The following is an 18,909-nucleotide window of genomic DNA, read 5'->3' on the forward strand; positions in this document are numbered from 1 at the left end:
GACCTGAATTACCGAGTCGAACTTAAGTTTTGAAAAGCATAGAGATCTGCTCCCTTTCCCCCTCGCCCCCTTGGGGGAGAGGGCTGGGGTGAGGGGGTAGGCTTTTGACTTTGATCTGGCATCGGAGAGGACTACAATCCCCACCCCGCCTCGATGGCCGATCTGCCCCGCCCATGTTGACCTGTTCCGTACACCCGCTGCCCTACCGCGCCAACCCCGCCGACTATTTCGCGGCCATCCGCCATGCGCCCGGCGCCGTGCTGCTCGACAGCGGCCGCCCGAGTGCTGACCGTGGCCGTTATGACCTGCTCAGTGCCTGGCCGTTGGCACAACTGGCGGTGTTGCCGGACGAACACGGCGACGATTTCCTGCAACGCCTGCGGGAAAATCTGACCCGGTTGGGCGACGCGCAATTGCCCGATGGGTACGAATTGCCTTTCGCCGGTGGCCTGATCGGTTACCTGAGCTACGACTTCGGCCGACATCTGGAAAACCTGCCGAGCCAGGCCCGGGATGACCTGCAATTGCCCGATGCGCGTTTTGGTCTGTACGACTGGGCACTGATCAGCGATCACCAATCGGCCACCAGCCAACTGGTGTTTCACCCCTCGGTCAGCGCCAGCGAGAAACAACGGTTGATCGATGTATTCAGCCAACCGGTGGGCACGGAACTGACGCCGTTCAAGCTGAACAGCCCGATGGCAGCCGATCTCTCGGCAGATGAATACCGTCAGGCGTTCGAACGCATCCAGCATTACATCCAGGCCGGCGACTGCTATCAGGTCAATTTCGCCCAGCGTTTCCGCGCGCCGTGCCAGGGCGATCCATGGCTGGCCTACTGCAAATTGCGCGAGGCCTGCCCGACGCCGTTTTCCGGGTTCCTGAGCCTGCCCGACGGCAATGCAGTGCTGAGCCTGTCGCCCGAGCGTTTCGTCAAAGTCAGCCAGCGTCAGGTGGAAACCCGCCCGATCAAGGGCACCCGTCCCCGTGGCGCGAACCCGACCGAGGACGCGGCGAACGCCGCCGAACTGCTGGCCAGCCCCAAGGATCGTGCGGAAAACCTGATGATTGTCGACCTGCTGCGCAACGACCTGGGCCGCACCTGCCGCATCGGCTCGGTGCGGGTGCCGGAGTTGTTCAGCCTGGAAAGCTATCCGAACGTGCATCATCTGGTCAGCAGCGTAACCGGTGAACTGGCGGCGGATCGCGACGCCCTGGACCTGATTGCCGGCAGTTTCCCCGGCGGCTCGATCACCGGCGCACCGAAGATTCGTGCGATGCAGATCATCGACGAACTGGAGCCGACCCGACGCGGCTTGTATTGCGGTTCGTTGCTGTACCTGGACGTGCGCGGCGAAATGGACAGCTCTATCGCGATCCGCAGTCTGCTGGTGAAGGATGGACAGGTGTGCTGCTGGGGCGGTGGCGGGATCGTCGCCGATTCGGACTGGCAGGCGGAGTATCAGGAATCGATCACCAAGGTCAGAGTCCTGCTCGAAACCCTGCAAAACCTTTAACCGTTGATCGTTCCCACGTCGAACCGTCCGCGTGGGAACGATCATCAGGTGGCTAAAGGGATAAGTCGCGGTTCGAGGCTTTGAGGAATTCCTGCTTCAACTCGGCAAACGTATGCACCGCCGGAAACTGCGGAAACTCGCGAATCACGTTGTCCGGCGCGTGGAACAGAATTCCCGCATCCGCTTCGCCGAGCATGCTGGTGTCGTTGTAGGAATCCCCCGCCGCAATCACCCGGTAATACAGGCTCTTGAAGGCCAGGACCGACTGACGTTTCGGATCTTTCTGACGCAACTGGTAGCTCGTCACCCGACCGCTGTCATCGGTAATCAGTCGGTGGCAGAGCAAGGTCGGAAAGCCCAGCTGACGCATCAGCGGCTGGGAAAACTCGTAGAAGGTGTCCGACAGAATCACCACCTGGAAACGCTCGCGCAGCCAGTCAACGAACTCCACCGCGCCGTCCAGCGGCTTGAGCGTGGCGATCACTTCCTGAATGTCCGAAAGTTTCAGGCCATGCTCGTCGAGGATACGCAGGCGCTGCTTCATCAGCACGTCGTAGTCGGGAATGTCCCGGGTGGTGGCCTTGAGCGATTCGATTCCGGTTTTTTCGGCGAAGGCGATCCAGATTTCCGGTACCAGCACCCCTTCAAGATCAAGACAGGCAATTTCCACAGGACACTCCATTTGTAATGTTTATTGAGCCGAGCGAGCCCGAACTCTAGCGGCTCGACCTGGAGCGCGCAACGCAGAGGCCGCCCCGGCGCGCGTTGCTTTTTGTTACCATCGCCGCCATATAGAGCGCCCAGCGCCACCGACCTGTAGGAAGCCGCCCTGATGAGCCCAACGTTCGACGTCGTGGAACTCGCCACGACCTATGCCAACAAATCCGCGCAGGACATCCTCAAACTCGCGTTCGCCGAGTTCGGCGATGACCTGTGGATATCTTTCAGCGGCGCCGAGGATGTGGTGCTGGTGGACATGGCCTGGAAGCTGAACAAGAACGTCAAGGTGTTCAGTCTCGACACCGGCCGCCTGCATCCGGAAACCTACCGTTTCATCGATCAGGTTCGCGAGCACTACAAGATCGACATCGAACTGGTCTCGCCGGACTACACGAAACTCGAACCGTTCGTGAAGGAAAAAGGCCTGTTCAGCTTCTACAAGGACGGTCACGGCGAATGCTGCGGGATCCGCAAGATCGAGCCGCTGCGCCGCAAACTCTCCGACGTGAAGGCCTGGGCCACCGGCCAGCGCCGCGATCAAAGCCCTGGCACCCGCAGCGCTGTGGCGGTGATGGAAATCGATACAGCGTTCTCCACCCCGGAGCGCACCCTGTACAAGTTCAACCCGCTGGCGCAGATGACCAGCGAGGAAATCTGGGGCTACATCCGCATGCTGGAGCTGCCGTACAACAGCCTGCATGAACGCGGTTTCATCAGCATCGGTTGCGAACCGTGCACCCGCCCTGTCCTGCCGAACCAGCACGAGCGCGAAGGCCGTTGGTGGTGGGAAGAAGCGACCCAGAAAGAATGCGGGTTGCATGCCGGGAATATCATCAGCAAGGCATAAGGTCCCTGATGCACTGTGGGAGCTAATCAGCTCCGACAGTGTTTTCTACCCGTTTTGAAAAATGTGTACACACGATTGTCACCATCGGTGCCATTTATGTGTGCACTTTTCGTTTCTGCGCCCTGAAAAGTTACATCAAGCTCCAGAAACACTTTCTCCCGGCGCCCGCCAAAATCCCTCCTGAAAAATAAATACCTGTTCAAACGGTCAATTTATATCGCCTGTATTTCAGCAACTTAGCGCACCTCAATAACTTTTCGAAATCAACGGCCGTTTTCATAGATCGCTGGCTGGCACAGATCTCGCTTGAGTGCATACATGTTTTGTATACAAAAATGCAGAACATGAACCCACACTTTCGATCCGCAAGCCTGAAGCGCCCTATCCCGTACAGGCTGCAGATGCCCCGAAACCAGTGATGTTTTCACCGCCGCGACGAAGATCTGCCGAGCCCGAGCGCTCATGCACAGTCATCGCGACCCGGACATCAGGAGCCTGCCGGAATGCGTACGAGTCTCTCCAATAACAACATCGCGCTGAATCTGCCCGCCTCTTCAACCCTCGACCACAGCGTGCCCGGTGATGGCATCGCCGAACCGCTGCAATTGAGCCCGCGTCTGCACAACAGTGACCTCGCACCGACCAAGGTCGAAGGACGGCGTTGGGGCAAATACAGCATCTTTGCCCTGTGGACCAACGATGTGCACAACATCGCCAATTACTCGTTTGCCATCGGTCTGTACGCCCTGGGCCTGGGCGGCTGGCAGATTCTGCTGTCGCTGGGGATCGGCGCGGCGCTGGTGTATTTCTTCATGAACCTGTCCGGCTATATGGGGCAGAAAACCGGGGTGCCGTTTCCAGTGATCAGCCGGATCAGTTTCGGCATTCACGGGGCACAGATTCCTGCATTGATCCGGGCGGTGATCGCCATCGCCTGGTTCGGAATTCAGACGTACCTGGCGTCGGTGGTGTTTCGCGTGCTGCTCACGGCGATCCATCCCGGTTTCGCCGACTACGATCACAACTCGATCCTCGGCCTGTCGAGCCTGGGCTGGGTGTGTTTCGTGGCGATCTGGTTCGTGCAACTGGCGATCCTCGCCTACGGCATGGAAATGGTGCGCCGCTACGAAGCCTTCGCCGGGCCGGTGATTCTGCTGACCGTCGCCTGCCTCGCCGCGTGGATGTACACCCAGGCCAACGCGACCATTGCCTGGTCGATCCGCGACCCCCTGACCGGCGCCGAGATGTGGCGCAACATCTTTGCCGGCGGCGCCTTGTGGCTGGCGATCTACGGCACGTTGATCCTCAACTTCTGCGATTTCGCTCGCTCTTCACCGTGCCGCAAAACCATCAAGGTCGGAAATTTCTGGGGCCTGCCGGTCAATATTCTGGTGTTCGCCGGGATCACCGTCCTGCTGTGCGGTGCGCAATTTCAGATCAACGGGCGGATCATCGAAAGCCCGACCGAAATCATCGCGTCGATTCCCAACACGTTCTTTCTGGTGCTCGGCTGCCTGGCATTCCTGATCGTCACCGTGGCGGTGAACATCATGGCCAATTTCGTCGCCCCGGCCTTCGTGCTCAGCAACCTGGCGCCGAAATACCTGACCTTCCGCCGCGCCGGGCTGATCAGCGCAACGATTGCTGTGCTGATCCTGCCGTGGAACCTCTACAACAGCCCGCTGGTGATCGTGTACTTCCTGTCCGGCCTCGGCGCCCTGCTCGGCCCGCTGTACGGCGTGATCATGGTCGACTACTGGTTGATCCGCAAAGGCCGGATCCACGTGCCGCAGCTGTACAGCGAACACCCGAACGGCGCGTATTACTACAGCCGCGGGGTCAATCTGCGGGCCGTTGCGGCGTTTATTCCGGCGGCGTTGATCGCCATCGTTCTGGCATTGGTGCCGGGCTTCCACAGCGTCTCGCCCTTCTCTTGGCTGATCGGTGCCGGGATTGCCGGAATGCTCTACCTGATCATCGCCAAACGCCAGCCGCACTACGCCGACGTCGACGGTGAAGCCATCGCCGTCGACAACGTCAGCCACTGAATCTTTTGGCGGCCCTTCGCGGGGCCGCAGAACCAACCGCAATAAGGACCTCCCATGCGCATTCTCGTGGTCAACGTGAACACCACCGAATCCATCACTCAGGCCATCGCTCGTTCGGCGCAGGCTGTCGCTTCCCCCGGCACCGAGATTGTCGGCCTGACGCCATACTTCGGCGCCGATTCAGTCGAGGGCAATTTCGAAAGTTATCTGGCGGCCATCGCCGTGATGGACCGGGTGATGTCCTACGACCAGCCGTTCGACGCGGTGATCCAGGCTGGCTACGGCGAGCACGGTCGCGAAGGTTTGCAGGAGTTGCTCAACGTGCCGGTGGTAGACATCACCGACGCGGCGGCCAGCACCGCGATGTACCTCGGCCACGCCTACTCGGTGGTGACCACGCTGGATCGCACCGTGCCGCTGATTGAGGATCGGCTGAAACTGTCTGGCCTGTGGGATCGCTGCGCCTCGGTGCGCGCCAGTGGCCTCGCGGTGCTGGAGCTGGAACACGAGCCGCAACGGGCGCTGGAAGCGATCGTCCATCAGGCGGAACTGGCGGTGACTCAGGATAAAGCCGAAGTGATCTGCCTGGGTTGCGGCGGCATGGCCGGGCTCGACGAGAAGATCCGCCAGCGCACCGGGGTGCCGGTGGTGGATGGCGTCACGGCAGCCGTGACCATCGCTGAATCGCTGGTGCGGCTGGGTTTGTCGACCTCCAAGGTGCGCACGTATGCGACGCCACGGCCAAAAACCATCATCGGCTGGCCAGCACGTTTTGCGCGTTGAAACGTTCGGCGAGGCCCAGGGTTGAAAACTGCTTGATGACAAAATCGACGAACGCTCGGGTCTTGCCCGGCAGCAATTTGTGTTCGGCGTAATAGATGGAGATGTTGCCGTCGTCGACGTACCAGTCCGGCAGGACCCGCTGCAAAGTCCCCGCTTCAAGGTAGCCGACGGCAAACGGCATGCTCACCAGCGCAATCCCCAACCCCTGCGCCGCCGTGGCGCAGGCGGCTTCGGAATCACTCATCGTCATTCGTGCCTTGAGCGTCAGTGGGCTGTGTTGTTGCGTGCGGTGAGTCAACTGCCAGGAGCGCACGCGACCGGTTTGCGGTGAGCGGATCAGGATGCCGTCGTGCAGCTTGAGCTCGTCCGGCTCGCTGATCGGCGCGTATCGATCCAGATAATCCTTCGAGGCCACCAACACCCGATGCGCCGGCGTCAGCCTGCGGGCGACCACGCCTTGGGGCAGCTCGAAACCACCGCCAATCGCTGCGTCGAATCCTTGGCCGATCAGATCGACCTGGCGGTTATCGAAGTGCCAGTCCGGGTTGATCGCCGGAAACCTTTTCAGGAACTCCCCCAGCAACGGCACGATGTACAAGCGGCCGAACACCGTGCCCATGCTGACTTTCAGCGTGCCCGCTGGTTGACCGCCGGCGCTGGCGAGATTGTTCACGGCGTTCTGGATGGTGGTGAGACTGCCGCTGACCTCACTCAGAAACAATTGCCCCGCTTCCGTCAGGGTCAACCGACGGGTGCTACGCTGGAACAGCCTCACGCCGAGGCGCGCTTCCAGTTTCGCCACGCTTTTGCCCACGGCGGCCGGTGTCAGGCTCAGGCGTCGCGCAGCCTCGGCAAAGCTGCCGACTTCGGCGCTGCGCACGAAGCATTCGATACTGCTGAAGGTTTCCATGGCGGCCATTCTAAACTTTTGGTTTACACAGACTATAGCAACCACGGTCTACCCGCCTATTGGCGAGGGGCAGATACTCGACACCACACCAAGGCAGCCTGCCTTGAAACTTCTGGAGATCGAACATGACCACTCAACACCTCAGCGGTAAAGTCGCTCTGATTCAAGGCGGCTCTCGCGGCATCGGTGCCGCCATCGTCAAGCGCCTGGCCGCTGAAGGCGCCGCGGTTGCCTTTACCTACGTCAGCTCGGCCGCCAAGGCTGAAGAACTGCAAAACAGCATCACCGCCACCGGCGGCAAAGCCCTGGCGATCAAGGCCGACAGCGCCGACGCCGGTGCCATTCGCCACGCCGTAAGCGCCACTGTCGAAGCCTTTGGCCGCCTCGACATCCTGGTCAACAACGCCGGCGTGCTGGCCGTCGCGCCGCTGGAAGACTTCAAACTGGAAGACTTCGACCAGACCCTGGCAATCAACGTACGCAGCGTGTTCATCGCCAGCCAGGAAGCCGCCAGACACATGGGCGAAGGCTCGCGCATCATCAACATCGGCAGCACCAACGCCGACCGCATGCCCTTCGCCGGTGGCGGCGTGTATGCGATGAGCAAATCCGCACTGGTGGGCCTGACCAAAGGCCTGGCCCGCGACCTCGGCCCACGGGGCATCACCATCAACAACGTGCAACCCGGCCCGGTCGATACCGACATGAACCCGGCTCATGGCGAGTTCGCCGACAGCCTGATCCCGCTGATGGCGGTGGGTCGCTACGGTAAAGCCGAGGAAATCGCCAGCTTCGTGGCCTACCTTGCCAGCCCGGAGGCCGGTTACATCACCGGTGCCAGCCTGACCATCGACGGTGGTTTCGGCGCCTGATTGATCAGATAGTCGATAACGAAAAACGCCGCCCCTCCTTTGACAGAGGGGCGGCGTTTTTATGTCGGCGGTTTGATCAGGCCCAGTCGAGCGCCGGCAATCCGCATGCACTCGGCGTGAACGCTTTCAACGTGCGAAGAATCCCGTCGGCGTGTGCATATTTTTCATCGGCCATGGCGGCATCGGGAATGGCGATGGCGGTCATGCCGGCTGCTTTCGCGGCTGTCACGCCGAATGGCGAATCTTCGAACACCAGGCAATCTTCCGGCGCTACACCAAGGCGACGCGCTGCGGTAAGGAAGATGTCCGGTGCCGGTTTGGCTGCGCCGACTTCCGGGTCGTCAGCGGTGACGATGAAGTCGAACAGCGCGAACCAGTCGCGGTGCAAGGTGGTTTTCTGACCGAACGACTGACGCGATGAGCTGGTACCGACCGCAATCGGAATGTTGTGCGCCTTGAGGTGACGGATCAGTTCCTCGGCACCCGGCATCGCCTGCGCGGTGGGAAAGCGCTCGCGCATCAGCGGCTCGCGGATCACCAGAAACTCTTCGGCGGTGATCGGCAGGTCCAGCGCCTCAACCACGTAGCGCGCCAGATCGCCAGCGCCGCGACCAATGATGTTCTGCTTGATGCTCCAGTCGAAGGTACGCCCGTAACGCGCGGCAATCAGTGAGGTGACCTCGGTGTAGATGCCCTCGGTGTCCAGCAGCAAACCGTCCATGTCGAAAATCACGGCCTTGATCGGGCCAAACGCCTTCAGCGGTGCATTCATCATCGGATCCGTTATCAAAGACATCCCGAGCGGCGTGGATAGCGCCGCTGCTCGGATCTGATTAAAGGGTTCAGCAGCATAACGAGCGCAGCCGAGGTTGAGCAACGGGCAATGTCGGTTGTCCGCCGAACGCCCTCCCGCACATTTAGAGAATCGCCCTACAGACATCGCCTACTCGGCTGACTTCTTTCCTGTTCGATCCCCCGCAAAGTTTCGCGCCATTCCCCCGATGCGCGCGAGTGACTGCCAATGCTTCCACCTGATCCACTCCTGAAATTGAACAACAGCATCGGTTTGCTGGTGGTCGCTGCGCTGAACCCTGATCAGCCCGACGTCGGAAAGCTGTTTCAGGAGTTTCGCCTCTGTCTCAACAACTATGACGCCTGGGCCGAGCAGTTCTGGATGGGCGCCGCGCTGGGTGTCGAGCAGGTGTTTAAGGTCGGCAACGATGTCCGGCTCAGTGCACCGGCTGGCAGCCGCAGACCCATCAGTTCCTCCGTGGTCATGTGCCCCGCCACCGGCCCCCTGACGCTGGTGCACATGTTCGAAGCCGCACGGTTTGTGCCGATCGGCGACACGCCGGTGATCCTTGAACCGATCATTTCCGATGTCGACGGTGTTCCGTTTTTCGGCGAACCGCTGCATTACACCATCGGCCCCAGCGGCATTCTCAAGGTCGACGATTGCGACCGGGGCCAGCGTTATCGCATCACCTTCTTTCCCGATGTTTCCACTGCGCATATCCGGACGTTATACGCCTCGTATCAAGGCCTCATCGAGGGTCTGGAAGGCTGGTTACGTGAGGAATGGAAAGGGTTTCAACCGCAGTGGACAGAGTTTTCCAGCGCCGGCTTCACCGAGCGTTACGGGCAGCTGCAACAGGCTGACTGGCACGGTTTCGAATCCGCCCTGAATGGCCTCTGGGATGACGTGAAGCAACTGTTTGCCCTGCTTGCAGACTTGCAGGCCAACAGCGAAAAGCTTCTGCAGTACCTGTCCAGCGCTGAACTGGATGCCTTGCTTGAGGCGTCTTCCGAGGCCATCGCCAATGGCCTGCTGATGCTCAGCGATGAGCCGTTGCTGTTCATTTATCTGGCGGCCTTTACCAGTTGGCTGAAGATGCTGCCGCCGCAGTATCTGGCCGAGGTGGTGGCTGAGGTTCGGGCCGAACTGCTGGTCAGTTTTCTGTTGATGTGTGTGTCGGGTGGCATGGGTGTGCCGCTGCGGTTGAGCACCCAGGTACTGGGCAAGATCAAGGCACCCCGTGCGCGGGAATGGCTGGCGGCATCGGCGTTGCGGCTGGCAGAGCTGACCTCGGCGCCTGACCTGACCCACCATGCGAGCGCTTTGAAACCGTTGATGGTCAATGCGCGGCAGGCGCCATTGCGGCCGACACCGGCCATTCCGCTGGAAATTCGTACGGCCGATTCGCTGGTACTGACGGTGCCTAATCCGGCGGCCATTGCCCGCGACAAGTCCCACGGCATGACACGAATGGAACGGCATGAGCCTCGGGATGACGCTTCGGATCAGGCGAAAAATCCCAACGGTGACAGCGCCGATTGTGCACCGAGGACCTGCACCAATGGCTGCCCGGTGTCGATGGTCACCGGCGAAGAGCTGCTAACGCTGACCGATGGTGTGCTCGATGGGCTGCTGCCGTTCGAGTTCAGCCGGTTGTACCGCAGCAGTGCGGCCGAGATCGATGTCGGGTTGGGGTTTGGCTGGAGTCACTCGCTGGCGCATCGGCTGGAGGTCGATGGCGCTTCGGTGGTCTGGGTGGATCACGAGAACCGGCGGACGCGGTTTCCGCTGCCGAATGGCGAGCGGCCAGCCATTCACAACAGCTTGTCGCGGGCGGCGATCTTTCTGGGAGATGAGCCGGAGGAGTTGATCGTTGCGCTGGCGGGGGACGCGGCGCGGTTTTATCACTTTCGGGTTGGGCGTCTGACGGCTGTCAGCGATGCCTACGGCAATCGTCTGACCGTGCATCGGGATCTTTCCGACCGGATTCAGCGCCTGGACAACGGGGCTGGCCGTTCCTTGTTGCTGCGCTATGAGCGAGCGCATCTGGTTGCGGTCGATTATCAGGTTTGGCGCGATGCGGTCTGGCGCAGCGAGCAGACGCTGGCCAGCTACCGCTTTGATGCCCGCCATCGATTGATCGAGGCGTCGAACGCGGTCGGCGAGTGCGAGCGTTACGACTACGACGACCAGCACGTCATCCTGCAACGGCAACTGGCGGGCGGCGCGAGTTTCTTCTGGGAGTGGGAGCGTGCCGGCAAGGCAGCGCGTTGCGTGCGGCACTGGGCGTCGTTTTCGCAGATGGATACGCGTTACGTCTGGGATGACGCCGGCAGTGTCACGGTGCAGTACGTCGACGGCACTGAAGAAACCTACGTCCACGACGATACGGCGCGGCTGGTGCGTCAGGTCGCCGCCGATGGTGGCGAACAGCTCAAGGCCTACGACGCGCAGGGCCGATTGGTCGCCGAGCAGGATGCGCTGGGGGCGGTCACCGAATACCGCTATGACGACGCCGGGCGGCTGATCGCGCTGATTCCGCCGGACGATGCGCCGACGACCTACGAGTACCGCAACGGTTTCCTGCACAGCCGTTCGCGTGGCGATGCGGTGTGGACGTACCGGCGCAATGCCCAGGGCGATATCACCGAAGCGGTCGACCCGGATGGCCACGTCACCCATTACCACTACGACGCGCAGGGGCGGTTGCTGTCGGTCCGTTATCCGGACAGTGGCCGCCATGTGTTCATGTGGAACGACCTGGGCCAGTTGGTCGAGGAGAGTCTGCCGGACGGCGGGGTTCGCAAGTTTTCCTACGATGCCTTGGGGCGGCGGACGACGGTTCAGGACGAACATGGCGCGGTCACCCGTCATGCGTGGGACGCCGTTGGCCGGCTGATCCAGACCACCTCGCCGAATGGCGCCACCCGCGCCTGGTCCTACAGCGCCTACGGCCAGGTCACCGCCGAACGCGATGAACTGGGGCGCATCACCCGCTACGAATATGACGACGACCTGCATTTGGTCAGCCGGCGGATCAACCCCGACGGCACGCGGCTGCAGTACCGCTACGACCATGCGCAGCTGCTGCTCACGGAAATCGAGAACGAGTCCGGCGAAAAATATCGGCTGGACTACACGCCCACCGGACTGATCCGACAGGAAACCGGCTTCGATGGCCGGCGTACCGCTTACGCCTACGACCGCAACGGCCACCTGCTGGAAAAGACCGAGTTCGGCGACGACGGCTCGACGCTGGTCACCACTTACCAGCGCGACAGCGCCGGGCGATTGCTGCTCAAGACCCTGCCGGACGGGGTCGAGGTCAGCTACCGCTATGACCGCCTCGGTCGACTGGTCGGCGTGGATGACGGCCAGGATCACCCGCTGGCTTTTGAATACGACCTGCAGGACCGGCTGGTGCGCGAGCATCAGGGCTGGGGCACCTTGCGTTACACCTACGACGCCTGCGGCCAGCTCACTCGCATGCGTCTGCCGGACAACAGCAAGCTCGACTACCACTACGCCAAGGGCGGCGCGCTGACCGCGATCGACCTCAATGGCGCCTTGCTCACTCGCCACGTCTACCAGAACGGCCGCGAACAGCAACGTCAACAAGGCCTGCTGCTCAGCGAATATGCCTACGACGAACAGGGCCGGTTGCGGGTTCATTCTGTTCATCAACATGACCGCGCGCTGTACCTGCGCCACTACAGTTACGCGGTCAATGGCAACCTGGCGTCTATCGCCGACAGTCGTCACGGTCAACGTAGCTATTACTACGACGCGCTCGACCGTCTGGCCAGCGTACGCCACACCCGCGACGACCTGCCGGAAACCTTCGCCCACGACCCGGCCGGCAACCTGCTGCTGCAGGACCGCCCGGGCCCGACACAGATCAAGGGCAATCGCCTGTTGATCCAAGGCGATCGCCATTACGACTACGACGCTTTCGGCAACCTGATCCGCGAACGCCGCGGCCGCGCGCAGACACTGATCACCGAATACCGCTACGACAGCCAGCACCGCCTGATCGGCCTGACCCGCCCGGATGGCAAAACCGCGACCTACCAATACGACGCCTTCGGCCGGCGCATCCGCAAGACCGTCAATGGCCAGACCACCGAGTTTTTCTGGCAAGGCGACCACCTGATCGCCGAAAGCAGCAAAGAACAACACCGAAGTTTCATCTACGAACCCGGCACTTTCCGCCCGCTGGCGCTGCTCGACGGCAAAGGCCCGAAACGCGCCTGCCCGTTCTACTACCAACTCGACCACCTCGGCACCCCGCAAGAGTTGACCGACTACAGCGGCGAGATCGTCTGGTCAGCCAAGTACAGCGCCTACGGCAAGGTCACCTCGCTGGAGCTCGCGACCGAGGACTACCTGAACCAGCCGCTGCGCTTTCAGGGGCAATATTTCGATGACGAAAGCGGGCTGCATTACAACCGGCACCGGTATTACGACCCGGACGTGGGCCGGTACCTGACGCCGGATCCGGTGAAGCTGGCGGGTGGGCTGAATCAGTACCGGTACGTGCCGAATCCGACGGGGTGGGTGGATCCGTTGGGGTTGACCTCCAATTGTCCGCCGCCGAATAAGCCGGGATGTCCGGTTCCAGATGGAAGTAATGGGGTTAAGGTTGATCAGGGGGAACCGAATCTACCGGAGATTGCTCAAAATATAGATCCAAAAATTTTGAAGCGAGTGCATACAATAGAGGGAAAAACCTCAACCAAGAAAGTTGACAACTTTAAAAATAAAATGCGTGACGGTTACAACTCAGCATATCCCATTGACGTTATAGAACATGACGGCAGCCTATACATACTGGACGGACACCATCGTGCAGCGGCTGCACGGCAAACTGCGACAAACGTGACAATTAGACTCATAACCGATCTCAACACATACAACGGCTCTCTAAAAAGCATTGAGGACGTATTAGACTCAGCAAATAATGTAGGTTTAGACAGATTGGAGCACCGGAGGAGAAGATGAGTGATCAAAATGAAGCTTTGGAAATCCTGATAAATGACTTCATCTCCACAGTGGAGTCTGGCACCTTGGTATTTGAGCGTGAATTTGGCACCCGAGATATTCGAAGGCTCTGGCATACAAAGGCAATAGAGCGATGCGGAACAGTCACTGGAGGCGTTAAGTATGAATTACATGGAATAGGATGCTTTATCCACTTACCGAAAGAAACCGTAGACTTTGACTATGGCCCTAACGGTGAAATCAATGGATTTGATATTTGGCGCCTATACAACTTCGCTTGCGATAGACCATCCAAGCATAAAAAATATTGCGATGAAGAAATTGTTGAAAAAGAATTCATAGAATATGTAAAGCTGAAAAAAATCAAAAAAATGTCAGCCATAAGTAATCTTTATATATTGGCTGACTCGAGAGATGCAGATTAGGCGACACCACAAAAAAGGGCCTGTTGACTCAGGCCCTTAAAACCAATCCAAACTCGCCTCCCTCACACCCATTCAAGATGCTATCTAAACGGACAGGACGCGAATATTGGTGGAGAAAATATTGAAGTCTCATTTAGGTGTGCACCAAGCTCAATGAAGGGAGTGCCCGTTCACTCATCATCATCAAAATCCTCATACTCAAGCTCCTCCTCACCCTCCATAAGCGGAACCGTCGCATCATCCATCAACGACCCCGGATCTTCATTCCCCGGATCATTGATAAACGGCAATCCGCTCGGGCCTTTTTCTTCCTTGCCTTCGGTTTCGGGGGTCATGGCGCACCTCATTAATCTCAAATGTGTAAACGTTCGAAAAGTATGGCCGCTAATCGTTCCAGCGCATGACGCGCAGGCGCAAAAAACCCGGCATAAAGCCGGGTTTCCGTAGAACCGATCACTCAACGATGACGGTTCTTGTGTTTGTTCTTGTGCTTGTGGCCGCCCCCGGAGTGCGACTTGCCGCCATCGTCACCCAGGTTGTTGCCGACCGCGCCACCCGCCGCGCCGCCCAAGCCTGCGCCGATGGTCGAACCGGTGGAGCCGCCGAGGCTGTTGCCGATCACTGAACCGCCAGCGGCACCGAGGCCACCGCCAATGGCGGCTTCCGTGCGATTGCGTTTGTTCGCGCCGACGGCACTACCGGCCGCGCCACCAACGCCAGCACCCACCGCAGCACCGGTGCTGCCGCCGAGTTGGCCGCCAACCACGTTGCCCAGCGCGCCACCCAATCCGCCACCCACGGCGGCTGTGCCATCACCAGCGGCCATGGCGCCTTGGGCCACCAGTAATCCCAAAACCAATGCGGATAATGTCAAGCGCATACAGACCTCACAGGTCCCGGATCGGGACGGTTCGCCCGCGGAGGGGGGCTATGTGGCATTGGAGGCGAATTCGGGAAAAACGTTCAGCAACGAAAAGGCCCGGCATCAAACCGGGCCTTTTCAGACATGCGTTGGCAATCAGTGACGTTTGTGACCCTTGGACAGGTTGCTGCCCACCGCACCACCGGCTGCGCCGCCCAGGCCAGCACCGATGGTGGCGCCCGTTCTGCCACCCAGGCTGTTGCCGATGACCGAACCGCCCGCCGCACCGACGCCGCCGCCGATGGCTGCTTTGGTACGAGCACCTTTTTTGGCAGCCAGTGCACTGCCGGCCGCACCCGCTACACCAGCGCCAATCGCTGCACCGGTGCTGCCGCCCATTTTCTGACCAACCACGTTACCCAATGCGCCGCCCAGACCACCACCCAGTGCGGCAGTACCATCGCCAGCCATTGCACCTTGAGCAACCAGAAGCCCCAGAACCAGAGCAGGTAGAGTTAAACGCATGACGAAAACCTCAACAAAAGGAATTAAAAAAGGGCGCAGATTGAATGCTGTTGCCGCGGCGATGTCCAGCGTTGCAGTGCACTTGGCGCCGATTGGACAGCGAATACGGAAAAGGTTTAATGACGGACAAAAAAAAGCCCGCTGGGGAGACGGGCTGGAGACTTGCTTTCTAACGGATGGCTTCACCCTACTCAGGCGGGTGTGAAAAGTTTGTGAAAAAACCGGACAAAAGCCTCAATCCAAGTAGGACGCTTCCTCAACAGGCAGGCCATAAAAAACCCCGTTCAATGACGGGGCTCTGCGGTATAGAACTCACTTTCTGGAGCGGGTGGTGACCTTGGGCAGAAACTTCGCCTTCGGGCCCTTGGGTGCCGTGGACTTGATCTTGCCGGTCTGCACCGGATCCTCGCCAAACCCGGCCTGATACTCCGTCTGGCCGCAGCGCACGCAATTGTTGAATGAAAATTCAGCCCCGTCGTCTTCGATGTACGGATCAGTCATCTTTGCTCCCCTTCTCAAATGCGGGCCGACACTGGCAAACCCTTTTGCCTGAAAAAATATCGACCTCCAAGGCTTTTGAGACTAGCCGGTCATTCCTGGACTTGTGGTTCAGATCCCCCGGAGCCCGACGAATGGCCTACGGAAATTAAACACATTGGGGAACCGTTGGTCCCATGCGGCTAAAGATTTGCGGCGACCGGCCGCTGCCCTTTTTCCTACGCAATGAATCTCAAGGAGAGAACATGGAAATCAAAGGATTCCCGACACTGCCTGTTGTAAAACTCACGGATGAACAGATCGCCGCCGGCAAGGCCGGGGCGGAGAAACTCAAGGAAAAGATCGCTTCGGGTGAAATCGTCATCAAGCAGCCGACCGGACCGAGTCCGTTGCAGCCTGGCGTGATCTACCACCCGGACCCGGTTCAGCCAGTTCAACCCGGCGATACGCCGCCTCTCGTCGCGATCGACACGCCGCTGACCTACGATTCGAAAGGCACCATCCTGCTCAAACCGCAGGGCTGATTATCAGCACAGAGCCCATTCCGTTGAATGGGCTCACTAGCCTCAGCGCAACTTGACCGCCGTACCGGTCGCAAACACCACCACCATGCCACCCTTCCCTGCCGGCATGCTGATCTCGAAATCCACCCCGACCACCGCATCCGCCTGCAAAGCCCGCGCACGCTCCCTGATCTCGTCAGTCGCCTGGATACGTGCCTCCTTCAATGCCCGCTCCAGCGTCTGCGAACGCCCACCAAAAAAGTCCCGCATACCGGCGAACATATCGCGAATCACATTCACGCCCTGCACCGACTCGGCACTGACGATGTCCAGATACGCCGTAATCTGCCGGCCTTCAATGGAGTGGGTGGTGGAAATGATCATGGAGGTCGTCCTTTTACATGCCGGATAAAACCTCGATTGTAATGCCCTGGCAAAGGGAAGCCGAAGCAATCTCTGTGACCAAAAACCAGACGCCAGAATACACAAAACCCCTGGCTTCTTTCGAAACCAGGGGTTTTGTTTACATCGAATTTGGCGGTGAAGGAGAGATTCGAACTCTCGATACAGTTTCCTGTATACACACTTTCCAGGCGTGCTCCTTAAGCCACTCGGACACTTCACCGTATCTCTTCAAACATGTTCTGTCTGTCGAGGCGCGCTAATGTAGTCGAAAGCTTTTCTGATGGCAAACTTTTTTTCAGAATTTTCATGCGGTTAAGCGAAAAAGCCGCGACCGCCATCGAGAGTCCATGGCGATCCGGCCAATCTCGGGTAAACGCGGCCCTTCTATATAGACGCGCAGGCGTCAGGCACCGGGCGCGTTGCAGCGCATCGGCCAGTAAACAGTGACTGGCGGGTCAGTCACAGTGCTTTACCTGACCGGCGACGGTGGGTAACGTCTGCCCATCTTTCTTATAAGGAATTGCGCCATGAGCGACCTGATTGCCTACCACCTCGAAGACGGTATCGCGACCCTGACCCTGAGCAACGGCAAGGTCAACGCCATTTCCCCGGACGTGATCGCGGCCTTCAACGCGGCGCTGGATCAGGCGGTGGCGGATCGTGCCATTGTGATCATCACAGGTCAGCCGGGCATTCTCTCTGGCGGCTATGACCTGAAAGTAATGACCGCCGGCCCTAAAGAAGCTGTGTCTCTGGTGACTGCGGGTTCGACTCTGGCCCGTCGTCTGCTGTCGCACCCGTTCCCCGTGATTGTTGCTTGCCCGGGCCATGCCGTGGCCAAGGGCGCGTTCATTCTGTTGTCCGCCGACTATCGGATCGGTGTCGACGGTCCGTTCAGCATTGGTCTGAACGAAGTGCAGATCGGCATGACCATGCACCACGCCGGCATCGAGCTGGCTCGTGATCGTCTGCGTCGCTCGGCCTTCCATCGCTCGGTTATCAATGGTGAGATGTTTGATCCGCAAAGCGCAGTGGATGCCGGTTTCCTCGACAAGGTTGTAGCGGCCGAAGAGCTGCAAGGCGCTGCCCTCGCCGCCGCGCGTCAGTTGAAGAAAATCAACATGACCGCACACAAGAACACCAAGTTGAAAGTACGCAAGGCGCTACTGGAAGCCCTGGACAACGCGATCATTCAGGATCAGGAGCACCTGGGCTGATACCCGGCTCATTCCGATTCAGAAAAGCCCGACCGTCGTGTCGGGCTTTTTCTTACACGCCCAGTTAAAAACTCTGCAGCAGCTCTAGGACGCCTCTGACCAACAAGTCGGAAACATGCGCTTAAACATCGCTCATCTCCGGACTCTATAGCGGCAATTGCCGAAAACAGTGCACATCCGTACACTGCGCCACCTTTTGTCCCGATGGGCCTGAAAATGCTGTTCGTGTTTCGTATGTTGTTGATAGGCCTGCACTTTATTCTGGCGGGAATCCTCGGTGTGATCCTCGGGCTGTGCCGCCCATTCAATCCGGACAACAGTCGCCTGTGCGCCCGTCTCTATGCACTGCCGGCCATGTGCATTTTGCGCCTGCGGGTTAAGGCCGATGTCGGGCCGTTGATGAACAAGCCAGACAGCTGCGTGATCATCGCCAACCATCAGTCCAACTATGACCTGTTCGTGTTCGGCAACGTGGTGCCGCGCCGTACCGTGTGCATCGGCAAAAAGAGCCTGAAGTGGGTGCCACTGTTCGGGCAACTGTTCTGGCTGGCGGGCAACGTGTTGATCGATCGTGGGAACGCGCACAAGGCGCGCCAGTCGATGCTGACCACCACCGACACCTTGCAGCACAAAGACACCTCGATCTGGGTGTTCCCGGAAGGCACCCGCAACCTGGGTGAAGAACTGCTGCCATTCAAAAAAGGCGCGTTCCAGATGGCCATCGCCGCCGGGGTGCCGATCGTTCCGGTGTGTGTCAGCAGCTACATCAAGCACATGCGTCTGAACCGCTGGCACAGCGGGAAAGTTCTCATACGCTCGCTGCCGGCAATTCCTACCGCCGGCCTGACCATGGATGACATGCCCATGCTCATCAACCAGTGCCGCGAACAGATGCGCGAATGCATCGATGCGATGGACCGGCAGCTGCAAGCTGCGTGAAAAAGAAGCCCGCCCTGTGCGGGTTTTCTTTTGCCCGGTGA

18 protein-coding genes and 1 tRNA gene are annotated in these 18,909 nt (G+C 59.5%); 10 read left to right on the top strand and 9 right to left on the bottom strand.

Annotation, left to right across the window (positions count from 1 at the left end; genetic code table 11):
• Positions 1-173 precede the first annotated feature (173 nt).
• On the top strand, positions 174-1,517 hold the full coding sequence (pabB, locus tag L6D74_RS13370; RefSeq protein WP_236189469.1) for an aminodeoxychorismate synthase component I: 1,344 nt from the start codon (positions 174-176) through the stop codon (positions 1,515-1,517).
• A 52-nt stretch (positions 1,518-1,569) separates the two neighbouring features.
• On the opposite strand, the gene thrH is transcribed toward pabB, so the two are convergent.
• Positions 1,570-2,187, bottom strand: a complete 618-nt coding sequence (gene thrH / locus L6D74_RS13375; RefSeq protein WP_041067615.1) for a bifunctional phosphoserine phosphatase/homoserine phosphotransferase ThrH — start codon at positions 2,185-2,187, stop codon at positions 1,570-1,572.
• A 162-nt stretch (positions 2,188-2,349) separates the two neighbouring features.
• Between thrH and L6D74_RS13380 the strand changes: the two genes are divergently transcribed.
• From L6D74_RS13380 to L6D74_RS13390, 3 genes are all read left to right on the top strand, one after another.
• The gene (locus tag L6D74_RS13380) at positions 2,350-3,084 is read left to right on the top strand and encodes a phosphoadenylyl-sulfate reductase (RefSeq protein WP_039769972.1); all 735 of its coding nucleotides are present in this window, start codon (positions 2,350-2,352) and stop codon (positions 3,082-3,084) included.
• A gap of 503 nt (positions 3,085-3,587) precedes the next feature.
• Complete coding sequence (locus L6D74_RS13385; RefSeq protein ID WP_236189470.1) at positions 3,588-5,132, top strand: NCS1 family nucleobase:cation symporter-1; 1,545 nt, start codon at positions 3,588-3,590, stop codon at positions 5,130-5,132.
• Between the two features lie 54 nt (positions 5,133-5,186).
• Positions 5,187-5,915, top strand: a complete 729-nt coding sequence (locus tag L6D74_RS13390; RefSeq protein WP_039769968.1) for an aspartate/glutamate racemase family protein — start codon at positions 5,187-5,189, stop codon at positions 5,913-5,915.
• Here L6D74_RS13390 and L6D74_RS13395 read toward each other — a convergent pair.
• The gene (locus L6D74_RS13395; RefSeq protein WP_236189532.1) at positions 5,884-6,825 is read right to left on the bottom strand and encodes a LysR family transcriptional regulator; all 942 of its coding nucleotides are present in this window, start codon (positions 6,823-6,825) and stop codon (positions 5,884-5,886) included. The two genes, L6D74_RS13390 and L6D74_RS13395, sit on opposite strands and share 32 nt — an antisense overlap.
• Positions 6,826-6,950: 125 nt before the next feature.
• Between L6D74_RS13395 and L6D74_RS13400 the strand changes: the two genes are divergently transcribed.
• Complete coding sequence (locus L6D74_RS13400; RefSeq protein ID WP_236189473.1) at positions 6,951-7,697, top strand: 3-oxoacyl-ACP reductase family protein; 747 nt, start codon at positions 6,951-6,953, stop codon at positions 7,695-7,697.
• Positions 7,698-7,773: 76 nt separating this feature from the next.
• Here the strand turns inward: L6D74_RS13400 and L6D74_RS13405 are convergent, their stop codons facing one another.
• Positions 7,774-8,469 carry an HAD-IA family hydrolase gene (locus L6D74_RS13405; RefSeq protein WP_039769963.1) on the bottom strand — a complete coding sequence of 232 codons (696 nt, stop codon included), beginning with the start codon at positions 8,467-8,469 and terminating at the stop codon, positions 7,774-7,776.
• A gap of 249 nt (positions 8,470-8,718) precedes the next feature.
• On the opposite strand from L6D74_RS13405, the gene L6D74_RS13410 reads away from it, so the two are divergent.
• Positions 8,719-13,494: an RHS repeat-associated core domain-containing protein gene (locus tag L6D74_RS13410; protein ID WP_236189475.1), complete on the top strand. Its 4,776-nt coding sequence runs from the start codon at positions 8,719-8,721 to the stop codon at positions 13,492-13,494.
• Positions 13,491-13,919 (top strand): DUF6896 domain-containing protein, encoded by a 429-nt coding sequence (locus tag L6D74_RS13415; protein ID WP_236189477.1) that lies wholly within the window; start codon positions 13,491-13,493, stop codon positions 13,917-13,919. The genes L6D74_RS13410 and L6D74_RS13415 overlap by 4 nt, the downstream gene beginning before the upstream one ends.
• A 170-nt stretch (positions 13,920-14,089) precedes the next feature.
• On the opposite strand, the gene L6D74_RS13420 is transcribed toward L6D74_RS13415, so the two are convergent.
• The 4 genes from L6D74_RS13420 to L6D74_RS13435 form a co-directional block, all read right to left on the bottom strand.
• Positions 14,090-14,254 (bottom strand): hypothetical protein, encoded by a 165-nt coding sequence (locus L6D74_RS13420; protein ID WP_169429543.1) that lies wholly within the window; start codon positions 14,252-14,254, stop codon positions 14,090-14,092.
• Between the two features lie 122 nt (positions 14,255-14,376).
• Positions 14,377-14,799 carry a glycine zipper domain-containing protein gene (locus tag L6D74_RS13425; protein WP_085649385.1) on the bottom strand — a complete coding sequence of 141 codons (423 nt, stop codon included), beginning with the start codon at positions 14,797-14,799 and terminating at the stop codon, positions 14,377-14,379.
• 138 nt (positions 14,800-14,937) lie between these two features.
• Positions 14,938-15,306, bottom strand: a complete 369-nt coding sequence (locus L6D74_RS13430; protein WP_007952176.1) for a glycine zipper domain-containing protein — start codon at positions 15,304-15,306, stop codon at positions 14,938-14,940.
• A 312-nt stretch (positions 15,307-15,618) separates the two neighbouring features.
• Positions 15,619-15,807 carry a hypothetical protein gene (locus tag L6D74_RS13435; protein WP_039769953.1) on the bottom strand — a complete coding sequence of 63 codons (189 nt, stop codon included), beginning with the start codon at positions 15,805-15,807 and terminating at the stop codon, positions 15,619-15,621.
• A gap of 242 nt (positions 15,808-16,049) precedes the next feature.
• On the opposite strand from L6D74_RS13435, the gene L6D74_RS13440 reads away from it, so the two are divergent.
• Positions 16,050-16,328: a hypothetical protein gene (locus tag L6D74_RS13440; protein ID WP_064594653.1), complete on the top strand. Its 279-nt coding sequence runs from the start codon at positions 16,050-16,052 to the stop codon at positions 16,326-16,328.
• Positions 16,329-16,370: 42 nt separating this feature from the next.
• On the opposite strand, the gene L6D74_RS13445 is transcribed toward L6D74_RS13440, so the two are convergent.
• Positions 16,371-16,691: a YbjQ family protein gene (locus tag L6D74_RS13445; RefSeq protein WP_236189479.1), complete on the bottom strand. Its 321-nt coding sequence runs from the start codon at positions 16,689-16,691 to the stop codon at positions 16,371-16,373.
• 151 nt (positions 16,692-16,842) lie between these two features.
• Positions 16,843-16,932, bottom strand: a tRNA-Ser gene (locus tag L6D74_RS13450).
• Positions 16,933-17,239: 307 nt separating this feature from the next.
• Between L6D74_RS13450 and L6D74_RS13455 the strand changes: the two genes are divergently transcribed.
• Together L6D74_RS13455 and L6D74_RS13460 are read left to right on the top strand one after the other, a co-directional pair.
• Positions 17,240-17,929, top strand: coding sequence for a crotonase/enoyl-CoA hydratase family protein (locus tag L6D74_RS13455; RefSeq protein WP_064594649.1), 690 nt, complete (start codon positions 17,240-17,242; stop codon positions 17,927-17,929).
• A 216-nt stretch (positions 17,930-18,145) separates the two neighbouring features.
• Positions 18,146-18,868 carry a 1-acylglycerol-3-phosphate O-acyltransferase gene (locus tag L6D74_RS13460; RefSeq protein ID WP_236189481.1) on the top strand — a complete coding sequence of 241 codons (723 nt, stop codon included), beginning with the start codon at positions 18,146-18,148 and terminating at the stop codon, positions 18,866-18,868.
• The last annotated feature ends 41 nt before the right edge of the window (positions 18,869-18,909 follow it).

The organism is Pseudomonas pharyngis, from assembly GCF_021602345.1.
Lineage (GTDB): Bacteria > Pseudomonadota > Gammaproteobacteria > Pseudomonadales > Pseudomonadaceae > Aquipseudomonas > Aquipseudomonas pharyngis.